Source organism: Oryzibacter oryziterrae, assembly GCF_021864535.1.
In the GTDB taxonomy this organism is placed as follows: Bacteria; Pseudomonadota; Alphaproteobacteria; order Rhizobiales; family Pleomorphomonadaceae; genus Pleomorphomonas; species Pleomorphomonas oryziterrae.
Genome location: NZ_JAKJIC010000015.1, coordinates 108762 through 121287, shown reverse-complemented (window position 1 = coordinate 121287; position 12526 = coordinate 108762). Strand labels below are relative to the sequence as shown.

Annotated in this window: 13 protein-coding genes; 5 read left to right on the top strand and 8 right to left on the bottom strand. The window is 63.4% G+C overall.

Features of this window, described 5'->3' with window-relative positions; all coding sequences use genetic code 11:
• Together L2I41_RS16145 and nusG are read right to left on the bottom strand one after the other, a co-directional pair.
• Positions 1-109, bottom strand: a 109-nt coding sequence (locus tag L2I41_RS16145) for a hypothetical protein (protein WP_237154611.1), incomplete at its 3' end; no start/stop codon positions are given.
• Between the two features lie 367 nt (positions 110-476).
• On the bottom strand, positions 477-1037 hold the full coding sequence (gene nusG, locus L2I41_RS16140; RefSeq protein ID WP_237154609.1) for a transcription termination/antitermination protein NusG: 561 nt from the start codon (positions 1035-1037) through the stop codon (positions 477-479).
• 642 nt (positions 1038-1679) lie between these two features.
• Here nusG and glcE point away from each other — a divergent pair.
• The 3 genes from glcE (at position 1680) to L2I41_RS16125 (ending at position 4642) form a co-directional block, all read left to right on the top strand.
• Positions 1680-2855: a glycolate oxidase subunit GlcE gene (gene glcE / locus L2I41_RS16135; protein ID WP_237154608.1), complete on the top strand. Its 1176-nt coding sequence runs from the start codon at positions 1680-1682 to the stop codon at positions 2853-2855.
• Complete coding sequence (glcF, locus tag L2I41_RS16130) at positions 2855-4153, top strand: glycolate oxidase subunit GlcF (protein ID WP_237154607.1); 1299 nt, start codon at positions 2855-2857, stop codon at positions 4151-4153. Before glcE ends, glcF begins: the two co-directional genes overlap by 1 nt.
• 198 nt (positions 4154-4351) lie before the next feature.
• Positions 4352-4642: a lysozyme inhibitor LprI family protein gene (locus L2I41_RS16125; protein ID WP_237154606.1), complete on the top strand. Its 291-nt coding sequence runs from the start codon at positions 4352-4354 to the stop codon at positions 4640-4642.
• 87 nt (positions 4643-4729) lie between these two features.
• Here the strand turns inward: L2I41_RS16125 and L2I41_RS16120 are convergent, their stop codons facing one another.
• On the bottom strand, positions 4730-5365 hold the full coding sequence (locus L2I41_RS16120; protein WP_237154605.1) for a L,D-transpeptidase: 636 nt from the start codon (positions 5363-5365) through the stop codon (positions 4730-4732).
• A gap of 277 nt (positions 5366-5642) precedes the next feature.
• Positions 5643-6368 (bottom strand): L,D-transpeptidase, encoded by a 726-nt coding sequence (locus tag L2I41_RS16115; protein ID WP_237154604.1) that lies wholly within the window; start codon positions 6366-6368, stop codon positions 5643-5645.
• Positions 6369-6828: 460 nt separating this feature from the next.
• Here L2I41_RS16115 and L2I41_RS16110 point away from each other — a divergent pair, with 460 nt between their 5' ends.
• Positions 6829-7548, top strand: coding sequence for a protein phosphatase CheZ (locus L2I41_RS16110; protein ID WP_237154603.1), 720 nt, complete (start codon positions 6829-6831; stop codon positions 7546-7548).
• A gap of 79 nt (positions 7549-7627) precedes the next feature.
• On the opposite strand, the gene L2I41_RS16105 is transcribed toward L2I41_RS16110, so the two are convergent.
• Positions 7628-7837, bottom strand: coding sequence for a hypothetical protein (locus L2I41_RS16105; protein WP_237154602.1), 210 nt, complete (start codon positions 7835-7837; stop codon positions 7628-7630).
• Between the two features lie 302 nt (positions 7838-8139).
• Between L2I41_RS16105 and L2I41_RS16100 the strand changes: the two genes are divergently transcribed.
• The gene (locus tag L2I41_RS16100) at positions 8140-8766 is read left to right on the top strand and encodes a DNA-3-methyladenine glycosylase I (protein WP_237154601.1); all 627 of its coding nucleotides are present in this window, start codon (positions 8140-8142) and stop codon (positions 8764-8766) included.
• Positions 8767-8774: 8 nt separating this feature from the next.
• On the opposite strand, the gene hisG is transcribed toward L2I41_RS16100, so the two are convergent.
• Genes hisG through hisS form a run of 3 tightly spaced genes read right to left on the bottom strand, consistent with a single transcriptional unit; the run spans position 8775 to position 12411 of the window.
• The gene (hisG, locus tag L2I41_RS16095; protein WP_237154600.1) at positions 8775-9779 is read right to left on the bottom strand and encodes an ATP phosphoribosyltransferase; all 1005 of its coding nucleotides are present in this window, start codon (positions 9777-9779) and stop codon (positions 8775-8777) included.
• Positions 9776-10915 (bottom strand): ATP phosphoribosyltransferase regulatory subunit, encoded by a 1140-nt coding sequence (locus L2I41_RS16090; protein WP_237154599.1) that lies wholly within the window; start codon positions 10913-10915, stop codon positions 9776-9778. The genes hisG and L2I41_RS16090 overlap by 4 nt, the downstream gene beginning before the upstream one ends.
• Entirely contained in the window at positions 10912-12411 is a 1500-nt protein-coding gene (hisS, locus tag L2I41_RS16085) for a histidine--tRNA ligase (protein WP_237154598.1), read from the bottom strand. The genes L2I41_RS16090 and hisS overlap by 4 nt, the downstream gene beginning before the upstream one ends.
• Positions 12412-12526 lie beyond the last annotated feature (115 nt).

The following is a 12526-nucleotide window of genomic DNA, read 5'->3' as shown; positions in this document are numbered from 1 at the left end:
CGATCTTGTCGACCGCCTTGTCCATGCAGACCACATCGTGGCCGAAATCGGCAAAGCAGGTGCCCGACACAAGGCCAACATAGCCCGACCCAATCATCACGATCTTCAAAGCCAATACTCCACAAACGCAGATGTTTCAGAAACTTGAGTGACCAGCCTGGCCACGCGATGGTACCCTGGGATCCTGTCTTTCGCGCCTTTTCTGACGGCAGATGGCCCCTCTTGGCGAAATGTCTGTGCCAGCAACACAGCTCGTCCTGAGAGTGCCATGCTACCGCCATTCGGGTGAAGCCAGTGCTGCACCCGTTGTCATGCGTCGATCATGCAGTGCTTCGGTATCTCGTCTTTCGCCAAGTCTCGAAGAGGTCGAAGCACGCATTCATCTTGGTCTTCATGTCCTGCACTTGAGTGTCTGTCAGCGCTCTGGCTTGGGAACCAGACCGGAGAGGCTGAACGGCCACAAAGGAGCAGGGGAATTACATTATGGTCTCCAGCAATTCTCTGGAGGTCTTCACCGTGATCTGGCCGTTCATGATCTGCAGCAGCACTTCAACGCGGCCCTTGTCATCCAGGCCTCGGAGCAACCCTGTCGCGCCGGCAAGCGGCCCGTTGCGCAACCGCACCTCGGCACCGATCGCCAGTCCCTTTGAAAGGTCGACAATGCCGTCAGTGTCCGAAAAGGACAGAAAGTCCTCCACGATGCCGACGGGGACAGCCAGGGGGCGCTCAAAGGCCGTTATCAGGTGTGCAACGCCGACAGTGCTGTTTACGCGCCGCCAGCCCTCACGTGCAAGGTCCAGCTCGACAAAGCCGTAACCGGGAAACAACGGGGCTTTTCGTGTCTCAACCTTGCGTGCATGGCATACGCGCTTGAGCGTGCGCGGAATGAACACGCGGATGTTCTGGCGTCTCAGGTTGAGTTCGGCCAGGGCGTCCTTTCGCGATTGGGTCCGGATGGCGTACCACCGACTCTGGCCCTGGAGACCAGCCGTCGCAGACGCTTCCAAACAGACCTGTTCGCCGAAAAACAAGCTCATTCACCCGCCGTCACAAGAAATAGAAGCCCCAATACGGGAGGCTCGTTACATTCACATAAAACCCGCACACGACAGTGGCGCTCTTCCTGACCGGGAGGTGTCCGAACACTTCGTCGTCAGCGCGAAAAGCGATGCCATCGACAAGCAGCAAAAAGCCGCCAGGGCACTGAGATATTCATCATTCACGAGTTGCCGCAGCGCAATATATGAGATTTGGCGGCGGACGCAAGCGCAGGGTTGAAACTGTTTTATATTAAGTAAACGAGGCTGTCCTGTCTCAAAAAGCGATTTGTTGATAAAGGCTTATGGTCGAAGATGGTAAAGCGCGACTGTTCGCTGCTATGGTAAAGCTATGCATTTATGCAGTGACCTGCACCTATTTTGAGCTGCATAATGCTTTAGGTGATATTCTTTCAGCAGGAGACAGCCTACCGGCGGGCCGGGGCATCAAGCGCAAGGCTGTGCGTTCGGAGACGATCCGGCGCAACAACGTCAGATCGCAAGTCCGGTCGATGGAGGCTGCGTCCGGCGTGAGGGCGGTTGGATGCGTCCGGCAGGTGCGAACCGTCGCCGACTGCGAGGCTTCCGCCCGTTCGCCGCAAACCTCTTTCCTCGGTGCAAGAATGCGGTCATTCTCCCTCCATGAATGCACTTCGTCCCGATACCGAAGCCGATGTGGTGGAGATCGTTCGGCAAGCCATTGCCGATCGTGTGCCGCTGGCGCCCCGCGGGCTCGGCAGCAAGGCCGGGTTGGGCCGGCCGGTCGAGCATCAGGCGCTCGACCTGTCGGCGCTCACCGGCGTCATCGCCTATGAGCCGGAAGAACTGGTGCTGACCGTCCGTGCCGGCACGCCCGTGGCCGAGGTCGAGGCGCTGCTCGCCGCACAGAACCAGCATCTGGCCTTTGAGCCGATCGATCTGGCGCCGCTCTACGGCACCGGTCCGGGCAGCATCGGCGGGCTCCTCGCGGCTAACCTCGCTGGCCCCCGCCGCATCAGCGCCGGCGGGGTGCGCGATCATGTCCTCGGCATTCGCGCCGTCTCGGGCAAGGGGGAGGCCTTCAAGGCCGGCGGCCGCGTGGTCAAGAATGTGACCGGATATGATCTGCCGCGTGGCCTCTGCGGCTCGCACGGCACGCTCGCGGTTTTCACCGAGGTGACGCTGAAGGTGATGCCGCGGCCCGAGACCGTCTCCACGCTCTGCCTGTTCGGTCTCGACGACGTCAGCGCCGTTGCCGCGCTGTGCCGTGCCATGGGCTCACCGCAGGATGTCTCCGGCGCCGCGCACCTGCCGCTGGCCGTTGCCAGCCGGTTCGGTTACCAGACCTCGGTCACGCTGATCCGCGTCGAGGGCTTCGAGGCGTCGGTGCGGGCGCGCATGCAGGCGCTTGTGACGGCGTGCGACACAAGCGCGACATTCGAGGTCGTCTCCAGCGAGGCTTCGGCGACATTATGGCGACATGTGCGCAATGCCGAAGGCGTGCTGTTCGACCCGTTGAAGGCCATCTGGCGCGTCTCCGTCGCCCCCACCGCCGGCCCTGCTGTTGCCGCCACCCTCCCGGGAGTCGAGATCGTCTACGATTGGTCCGGCGGTCTCCTCTGGCTCGCCGTCGATCCCCATGATGACGCGGGCACCGCCCGCCTGCGCTCGGCCATTGCCGCGTGCGGGGGAGGGCACGCCACGCTGATGCGGGCGCCGGAGGATGTTCGCCATCAAGTGCCTGTTTTCGAACCGCAATCGCCAGTCCTGGTGGCTCTGTCGACCCGCCTGAAGGCCGAGTTCGATCCCGCCGGCATCCTCAATCCCGGGCGCATCTGATGCAGACCAACTTCTCCCTCGCCCAACTGGCCGATCCGCGCATCAAGGATGCCGAGGAAATTCTAAGGTCTTGCGTTCACTGCGGTTTCTGCACAGCCACCTGCCCGACCTTCGCACTGACGGGCGACGAACTCGACAGTCCGCGCGGTCGCATCTACCTGATCAAGGACATGCTGGAGCAGGGGCAGCCGGCCAACCCCGAGACCGCCCTGCATGTGGATCGCTGCCTCTCCTGCCTCTCGTGCATGACCACCTGCCCCTCCGGGGTGCACTACATGCATCTTGTTGATCACGCTCGCCTTTTCATCGAGGAGACGCACCGCCGTCCCGTGGCCGACCGCCTGTTGCGCGGCTTTCTCGCCACCGTCATGCCGTCGCCCGGCCGCTTCCGCGCGGCGCTGCGTCTGGCATCCCTTGCCCGCCCCTTCGCGCCCCTGCTGACGCGGTTCGGGGCAACCGGCAAGCGGCTCGCTGCCGCCCTGCGCCTTGCACCCAAGCGCGTGCGCTCGACACGGCTGCGGCCTGGTCATGTCCTTGAAAGAAAAGACAAACCCCGTGCGCGGGTGGCCCTGCTCACCGGCTGCGTCCAGCCGGTTCTGCGCCCGGAGATCAACGAGGCGACGGTCGAACTTCTGACGAAGTTCGGGGTCGAAATCGTCCTGCCCAAGGGCGAAGGCTGTTGCGGTTCGATCACCCACCACCTGGGCCGCGACGCCGAGGGCCTTGCCGCCGCCCGCCGCAACATCGACGCCTGGACTGCCGAGATCGAGGCCAGGGGCCTCGACGCCATCCTCGTCACCGCCTCTGGCTGCGGCACAACCATCAAGGACTACGGCCACATGTTCCGCCACGAGCCGGCTTATGCGGCGAAGGCAGCCCGTGTCTCGGCACTGGCAAAGGACGTGACGGAATTCCTTGAAAGCCTTGAGCTTCCTCCACCCGCCACGCCAAGCGGCCTGTCGGTCGCCTATCATGCCGCCTGCTCGCTGCAGCACGGCCAGCGTGTGCTGGCCGCTCCGAAGTCTCTGCTCAGCGCTGCCGGATTTGTCGTCCGCGACATCGCGGATGGACACATGTGTTGCGGATCTGCCGGCACCTATAATATTCTTGAGCCGGATCTCTCGCAGGCCCTCAGGGATCGCAAAATCGCCAAGATTTCGGACGCTTCTGGGGATGTGGTCGCGGTTGGAAACATCGGCTGCCTGATCCAGTTGTCGTCAGGTTCGGTCGGACCGGTACTTCATACCGTTGAGTTGTTGAACTGGGCCCATGGCGGCAAGCGCCCCAGTGGGCTGTAAGTCAGACCACGCATGGCGGTCCTGGTTGAAATATGTTCTGAAACGGTTTTGGCAGGGTTCGAAGAAGTCTTGTATCATTTGTGATGATTATTTGATTGCGGCCACTTGAGGAACATAGGCATTGAGTTATATTTATTGGTCGTCAGGAAAGGGTCGGTTGGGACTATGCGGCGCTCGGGTTTCGTCTTGGTGGCAGGCTTGCTGTTGGTGTCGGGGGAACCGGCGCTGGCGGCCGATCCCAGCTTTGATTGCGATGGCGCCAGGTCCAACGTGGAAAAGATGATCTGCGGCGACGACGAACTGGCCGCCCTCGACGTCAAGCTCGCCAAGACCTTCGCCAAGGTCCTGTCCATGGCGCCCGCCGACGGCGTGTCGGAACTCAAGATGTCGCAGAAGTCCTGGCGCCAGCAGATGATCAAGTGCGGCGACAAGCCCGATCCGCGCGCCTGTGTCGTGCAATCCTACAACAAGCGCATGTCGGGTTTCTGAGGCTGGGGTCAGTCGGCAGAATATCCAAAAAGAAAGCCCGGCCACGCGAGACGCAGCCGGGCTCTTTGTTTCAGTCCGCGGGCCAGATTACTGCACGACGACCTTGGTGCCGACCTTGACGCGGTCGTAGAGGTCGATCACGTCATAGTTGGCCATGCGAATGCAGCCCGACGACGCGTTGGTGCCGATGCTGTTCGGCTCGAAGGTGCCGTGGATGCGGAACAGCGTGTCCTTGCCGTGATCGTAGAGATACATGGCGCGGGCGCCCAGCGGATTGCCGATCTGGCCTTCCATCATGTCCGGGATCATGTGGCCGCGGGCATGCTCGCGAGCAATCATTTCCTTGGGCGGGAACCAGCGCGGCCACTCCTGCTTGGAGCCGACGGCAACGGTGCCCTTCCAGCCGAAGCCCTCGCGGCCGACGCCGACGCCATAGCGAATGGCCTTGCCGCCGTCTTCCACCAGATAGAGGTGCTTTTCCTTGGTGTCGATGATGATCGTGCCAGGGGCTTCCTTGGTGGCATAGTCCACCGTCGCGCGCTGGAAGTCCTTGGGCGGGATCTGCTGTCCGGACAGATCGTCGTCGAGCTTGTTGTGGGTGGACGCCGTGTCGGTGGAGGTGCCGGTCAGGGCGAGCTTGGTTCCATTTGTCACGCAACCGGCCATCGACAGACCGACCGCGAGGACGAAGGCAATGGATTTTGCTTTAGGGAAATCGATCATGGGTTCGCACATGTCTCAAGAAGCGTGTCTCCGACGGTGTGATCACCGCCAGAAGGCTGTCAGTGGGAAGTCGGTGGAGTGATTCGGTCGGACGCCCTCGCGAATCACTTGCAGTGAAGAGCTAGTCAGCGAGCCACGTCCGTGTCGATACGGCCCCCGGCTGCTTTGGATTATTTGTCGGCATGTTACTGAAATGCCGCAGTTTACCGGGCAAGACTGCCCGGTTCCCTGGCAGTTGCAGCTGGGGGCCGACCGGATCGGACGCCTGTTGCGGGCGTCACATCACGATGACGGTGGTCCCCACCTTCACACGTGAATAGAGATCGGTGACATCCTCGTTGCGCATGCGGATGCAGCCCGACGACACCGCGTGGCCAATGGTCCAGGGCTCGGCGGTGCCGTGAATGCGATAGAGGGTCGAGCCCAGATACATGGCGCGCGCGCCGAGCGGATTGCGCGGGCCGCCCGGCATCATCACCGGCAGGTTCGGCTGACGCTGGCGCATCTCCACCGGCGGGTGCCAGTCCGGCCATTCCGCCTTGCGGGTGATGTGGTGAACGCCCGACCAAGTGAAGCCCGGACGTCCGACGCCCACGCCATAGCGACGGGCCTTGCCGTCCTGCTCCACCAGATAGAGGAACTTGGCAGTGGTATCGATGACGATGGTGCCGGCGTTCTCCGAGCCCTGATAGTCCACTTCCTGCGGCAGCAGGGCGGGATCGAGCGGTGCGTGCTTGCCGTCCAGCGTGATGTGGCCCGTGGCCACGGCCGGCGTGGCGACAGCGGACGGCTGCGGATCGGCATTCGGCAGACGCACCGTGCCCGGACGCGGATAGATTGGGATCGTCCCCGGCGTCAGTTGTGCCACCCAGGGCTCGGTGAGGTTGGGCGAGAGCACGATCGGCGGCGGCGGAACGTAGCGGCCCGACTGCGCGGCGGCCGGAAGGGCAGTGGCACCGGCCAGAAGGCAGGCGATCGGCAGGAGGGTAGCAAGACGCTTCATGGGTATGCAGCCCTTGTTGGTGCGGAAAGGACCGGTCTGGCCCTTGTTGAGAACCCGGTTTGCGGAAGGCGCGCCGCGGCACGGACAATGTCTCACCGTCAGCCACATGAGCTGCAGGCAGAGTGTCGGTGCAGGGCATTCCGTCCGCCCGGCCCCATCTTCAGGAAAACTGCGTGATGTGGTCGGCTTCGACGTTATGGTTAAGTTTTTTTCGAGTTCTAATGGTTAACGCAATGCAATTGGTGTCCCGTGGCCCACCGATGTTTGAGATCATGGTATATGGCAGGCAAACAAATATGATTAACGGAATGTTATTGTGCGCAAATTGAATAAAATGCAGGGTATGACAACCTCGAAATACCTGTTGTTAACCGGACCTGCCTTAGTTTCAAGGGCAGTAGCAAGAAGGCTATGGCACAGGGCCTCGGCACCTGCAGGCTGATCGTTTGAGGAGAAAGATATGGTGTTGGCTCGCAAGGCATATCGTATCGAGGCGATGCTTGGAGTTGGCACTGGTACGGGCGGCCCGGTGAGTGCTGGGGCACACGATCGTTCGGACGACATCCTGCGTGAAATCCATGAGCTCAAGAAGCTCATCAAGCCGCAGCAGGACATCTCCAAGGATATCATTTCCGACTACCACAAGCAGTTCACCGAGGCTTATCGGTTGAAGGTGGAAATGGAAGGAATCCAGGAGGCGATCAACCGTACCAAGCAGGAGATCGCCAGCCTCCACGTGTCGGGTTTCAAGGGCGAGGAGATGAGCCGGGTCACCGACGAACTCGACGCCGTTGTCGGCGGCACCGAGCAGGCGACCAACCAGATCCTGACAGCCACTGAAAGCATCGACGAGTTCGCCACCAACCTGCACGCTCACCTCAAGGGCGAGAATCAGGCCATGGCCGCGGACATTCAGGAGAAGGTGCTGCAGATCTTCGAGGCCTGCAACTTCCAGGACTTGACCGGCCAGCGCATTTCCAAGGTGGTCAACGTGCTTCGCTTCATCGAAGACCGCGTCAACCGCATGATGGAGATCTGGGGCGGCATGGAAGCCTTCGCCACCATCGAATCCGACGAATCGCTCCGCCGTGTCGGCGACGCGGCCCTGCTCAACGGTCCGGCCCTTCCCGAAGCGAACGGCACCGCCAGCCAGGACGACATCGACGCCCTGTTTGCCTGATCGCAACCGGGTGCATCCAGTCAACAAAAATCCCGCGGACGCCAGCGTTCGCGGGATTTTTCATGGGACGGACCTGCGATCAGGCCGGACGATTGCGGGTCGCTGCAATGATCTTGCCGGCGATCACCCAGGCAAAGGGAATGCCGATCACATAGCCGGCGATACCGGCGATCGGGATGAACCGCATCATCTCGCCGGCCAGGCTCGGCATCAGGAGCACGACGGTGACCAGCGTACCCGCCAGAACCGTGCCCACCAGAATCCAGATCATCACAGCAAGTCGCAACATGTCTCTCTCCCTCAGCCCCGCGAGCCGGTATCTTTCCCGTTCGCGATTTTGCGGAAGGCTGGTCCTGATGGATCAAGTCAGCGTTGCTCTAGATCAAACGCAGGGTTTTCCCGGATGATGATTGGGGCAAGGAACTGCGATGCCTGCAGGGCCTCGAGCGCGGTTGCGCAAACTGTTGAATCAGGGGGGCGGCTTCTCGCCCTTCAGGTTGCCTGCGCCTGATCGGAAGCCGCTCCGGGCGCTGTCTTGCGATCGGGTGAAAACAATGCTAGGAACAAATAAGGAACATTCGGGGGGCGATCATGGATGGAGTGAACACCTGGGACGACGGCACGGCACGCTGCTGGTGGGCAGGGCCTGACCAGATCTATCTCGATTATCACGATCGGGAATGGGGGCGCCCGGTGGCCGATGATCAGCGCCTGTTCGAAAAGCTCTGCCTCGAAGGCTTCCAGTCCGGCCTGTCCTGGATCACCATCCTGAAGAAGCGGGAGAATTTCCGCGCTGCCTTCGCCAACTTCGACATCGAAACCGTCGCCGGCTTCGGCGAGGCCGAGATCGAACGCCTGGTCCAGGATGCCGGCATCGTCCGCCATCGCGGCAAGATCGCTTCGGTGATCAACAATGCCAAGCGAGCCCGCGAGCTGCGCGATCGCGAGGGATCGCTCGCCGCCTTCATCTGGCGCTATGAGCCCGATCCGGCGAGTCGCCCCGCCTTTCTCGACAAGGCGACGCTGTGCAGCATGGGCAAGTCGGCCGAATCGACGGCCCTTTCCAAGGAGCTGCGCAAACGCGGCTGGAGCTTTGTCGGCCCCACCACGGTCTACGCCTTCATGCAGTCCATGGGCCTCGTCAACGATCACGTCGAGGGTTGCGCATTCCGTGCCGTCTGTGAGGCAGAGCGGGCGGCTTTCGTCCGCCCGCGCTGAGGTGCAGATCAGCCGAGGCGGGCTTCCAGTGCGTCGAACAGTGCGTTTTCCGCTTCGAACACATATTCCACCGAACTGATGGTCACCGTGCGGGCGCCGAGACCGATCAGCCGTTCGGCTTCCGTCTGTGCCTTTTTGCGCGGGCAGATCAGCGACAGGCTGTCGGCGGTGGAGCCGGCCAGCGTCACGCCGGCGCGGGCTGTGAGATCCGCCTTCAGGCTGTCGGTCACCGTGATCGCCGCGTCGATCTTCTTGACCGAGCGCGCCCGATCGTCGGCGGCAATGCGCGTCAGCATGGTGCGGCAAGCCTTGCGCACCGCCGGCGTCCAGCCCGCCTTCAGCGAGGCCGTCAATGCCGCTTCCGAGCGCATGATCACGCCGTCGTCGACGATCTTGAGACCGTTCTCGATCAGCGTCCGCCCCGTCGAGGTGATGTCGACGATGAGTTCGGCCGTGCCCGCCGCCGGAGCGCCTTCGGTCGCGCCGGGGCTCTCGACGATCAGATAGTCATGCACGCCATGGGCAGTCAGGAAGCGCCGGGTCAGCGCCACATATTTGGTCGCCACCCGCATGGGCCGATGATGCTTCAGGCGGAAGCGGGCCGCCACGTCGGCGAGGTCCGCCATGCTCTGCACGTCGAGCCAGGCCTGGGGCACCGCCACCACCACGTCCGCATGGCCGAAGCCGAGACGCGTGACGATATGCGCCGGCGCCGGTGCGTCCTCGGCGACGATGTGCTTTTCAAAACCGTCTTCGCCGTCGCCGCCCAGCGTCTCGTGCAAGAGATCGATGCCGGTCACCGCCAGATGCACATTGCCGGCACCGATTTCACGGGCGATCTCGGAGGCCGATCGGAACTGCACGTCCACGCCCGGCAGGCCGTCGATGGTGCCGAAATAATCGCGCGCGCCGCGCGCCTGCCGGATCGGCAGGCCGGAACGTTCGAAGAAGGCCAGCGTCTGTTCCTGCAGCCGCCCCTTGGACGGGACGGCGACGATAAGCGTCTCACTCATGCGCCAACCCCTTGAAATCGTTCGGTCCAAACCGCAAAGCCAATGGCCTTGAGACCGGGCTTCGCCCCGAAATGCCTGAGCAGGCCGTCATAGCGGCCGCCACCGATCACCTGGCCGACCGCCGCGTTGGCCTCATCGATGAGATCGAAGACGAAGCCGTCGTAATAGCCGAGCCGACGGCCGAAGCCCGCCGCATAGGTGAGCCGGTCGAGATCGACGCCGGCCGCTTCCAGTGCGGAGAGGCGCCCCACGAAGCGTTCCACCGCCGCCGCGAAGGGCGCCGCATGGTCGATACGCGCCGACAGCGCTTTCAGCTGCGCCGCACCCTCGCGGATCGGCAGGTCGCCGTGGTCGCCGTCATGCATGGACATGAAGGCGCGGATGGCGGCTAGGCTGTCCTCGGCAAGGCCGTTGGACGAGGCGAGCATGGCCTGTTCCAGCACCCGCTCGGCAATCTCGCCGGTGGTGCGGCCACCCACTGTCTGCACGCCGGCGATAGACAGGATGTCGGCGAAGAGCTGCCCCACCTTGTCGGCGGGGAAGCGCGACAGCGCCTCGATGATCTCCGCATGGGCGGCAAAGCCCGGGAAGCCGAAGCGGCGCTGTTCCATGCGGTCCAGCGTGTCGGCGATCTTCGCCGGGTCGCCGAACAGGGTCGCCAGTCGCGTCCGCCAGGCCGGCGGAATGTCCAGCGCTTCAAGGAGCGCGGTGAACAGTGCCACGTCGCCGACGATGACCTTGGGCGACTGCACGCCGCAGTCGGCGGCCAGCGTCAGGGCCTGGGCCAGTATGGCAGCGTCGGTGGCCACCGTGTCATGGGCACCGATGATCTCGCCGCCTGCCTGCCAGACCTCGTCCGCCTCGCCGGGGCGACCATTGCGGAAGATGCGGCCCGAATAGCAGAACTTGCCGCCATCCGGATCGGTCTTCAGCGTGGCGCGCACCACGGGAATGGTGAACTCGGGGCGCAGACACCAGTCGTCGCCGCGATTGGAGGAGGTGACGAAGATGCGGCGGCGGAACTCCTCGCCCGAGATGCGGACGAAGTCTTCCATCGGCAGCAGCACCGGCACGTCGACGGCGGAAAAGCCGTTGGCGCGGAAGCTGTCGCCGGCAAGGGTCAGGGCGTCGCTCATGCGCTTCGCCCCGTGACCGCCTCGACGATCACCCGCACTTCCGCGACGAGATCGGCGCGGTTGACTTCCTTCTGCGCCGGACGCTCGGCGCGCCACTGGGCATTGTCGGTGATCCCCGTCGAAAGCTGCTTGCCGAGCGCCAGATCCTTGATCTGCACGATACCCGCAGCACGCTCGTTGGAGCCGACGATGATGGCGCAGGGCGCGTTGCGCCGGTCGGCATATTTCATCTGCGCCTTCATGCCGGAGCCGCCGAGATACATTTCGGCGGCGATGCCCGCCTGACGCAGCTCCGACACCATGGCCTGATAGTCGGCCAGCGCGGCAGGATCCTTGTCCATCACCAGCACGCAGACCGGCCCGGACACCTCGGCTGCGCCGAGCTTGCCCAGCGTCTTCAGCGCCGCCATCAGGCGCGACACGCCGATGGAAAAGCCCGTGGCCGGCACCGGATCCTTGAGGAAGCGCCCGACCAGCCCGTCATAGCGTCCGCCGCCGCCCACCGAGCCGAAGCGCACCGGCGCGCCATCATCGCCCGTCACCTGGAAGGTCAGCTCCACTTCGAACACCGGGCCGGTGTAATACTCGAGACCGCGCACGACGGACGGATCAATCTTGACCCGCGCCGTATAGCCGGCCGCCTCGATCAGCTGCCCGATCAGCGCCAGTTCCTCGACGCCGTCCGAACCCGTGGCGCTGGAGGCCACCAGCTTGCGCAGGTTGTCGATGGTCGCCGCCGTATCGTCCGCGCCGCTCGCCACGAAGTCGAGCACCACCTGGGCCTGCTCGGACGAGAGGCCCGCGCCCTTGGTGTAGTCGCCCGACTTCTCTTCCGGATTTTCCCAGCGGCCGGCACCCAGCAGGTCACGCACGCCGGCCGGGCCGATCTTGTCCAGCTTGTCGATGGCGCGCAGCACGGTGAGGCGCGTGCCGGCATGCTCGGCACCGCCGATGCCCGCCACTTCCATCACGCCGTCGAGAACCTTGCGGTTGTTGACACGCACGATGTAGTCGCCGCGGCCGATGCCCAGCGCCTCCATGGTGTCGGCCATCATCATGCAGATCTCCGCGTCGGCGGTCACCGACGGCGCTCCCACCGTATCGGCGTCGAACTGCATGAACTGGCGGAAGCGGCCCGGGCCCGGCTTTTCGTTGCGGAACACCCAGCCGTTGCGATAGCTGCGATAGGGCTTGGGCAGCTTCTCGTGGTTCTCCGCATAGAAGCGCGCCAGCGGCGCCGTCAGGTCATAGCGCAAGCTGAGCCACTGCTCGTCGTCGTCCTGGAAGGAGAACACGCCCTCGTTCGGCCGGTCCTGATCGGGCAGGAACTTGCCGAGCGCGTCGGTATATTCGATCAGCGGCGTTTCCACCGGCTCGAAGCCATAGAGCTCATAGGTATGTCGGATCGTCTCCAGCATCCGGTGAGCTGCCTTGAGCTCGGAAGGGCTGCGGTCGACGAGGCCGCGCGGCAGGCGCGCTTTGAGAAAGTCCGACATGGATAGAGGTCCTGGATGAAGCCGAAAACGGCGAAAAACGTGAAACCCGCGGGGCGGGGCCACGCGGGTTCCAAGTAATCGATCAAGGCGCAAAGGGCAAGGCGAATGGCCTTGC

Excerpts from the sequence above, each read along its gene's own strand:
- L2I41_RS16105 (WP_237154602.1), bottom strand. The coding sequence starts at position 7,837 with ATGTTGCGACTTGCTGTGATGATCTGGATTCTGGTGGGCACGGTTCTG.
- L2I41_RS16090 (WP_237154599.1), bottom strand. The coding sequence starts at position 10,915 with ATGAGCGACGCCCTGACCCTTGCCGGCGACAGCTTCCGCGCCAACGGC.
- hisG (WP_237154600.1), bottom strand. The coding sequence starts at position 9,779 with ATGAGTGAGACGCTTATCGTCGCCGTCCCGTCCAAGGGGCGGCTGCAG.
- nusG (WP_237154609.1), bottom strand. The coding sequence starts at position 1,037 with ATGAGCTTGTTTTTCGGCGAACAGGTCTGTTTGGAAGCGTCTGCGACG.
- L2I41_RS16120 (WP_237154605.1), bottom strand. The coding sequence starts at position 5,365 with ATGATCGATTTCCCTAAAGCAAAATCCATTGCCTTCGTCCTCGCGGTC.
- glcF (WP_237154607.1), top strand. The coding sequence starts at position 2,855 with ATGCAGACCAACTTCTCCCTCGCCCAACTGGCCGATCCGCGCATCAAG.
- glcE (WP_237154608.1), top strand. The coding sequence starts at position 1,680 with ATGAATGCACTTCGTCCCGATACCGAAGCCGATGTGGTGGAGATCGTT.
- L2I41_RS16115 (WP_237154604.1), bottom strand. The coding sequence starts at position 6,368 with ATGAAGCGTCTTGCTACCCTCCTGCCGATCGCCTGCCTTCTGGCCGGT.
- L2I41_RS16110 (WP_237154603.1), top strand. The coding sequence starts at position 6,829 with ATGGTGTTGGCTCGCAAGGCATATCGTATCGAGGCGATGCTTGGAGTT.
- hisS (WP_237154598.1), bottom strand. The coding sequence starts at position 12,411 with ATGTCGGACTTTCTCAAAGCGCGCCTGCCGCGCGGCCTCGTCGACCGC.
- L2I41_RS16100 (WP_237154601.1), top strand. The coding sequence starts at position 8,140 with ATGGATGGAGTGAACACCTGGGACGACGGCACGGCACGCTGCTGGTGG.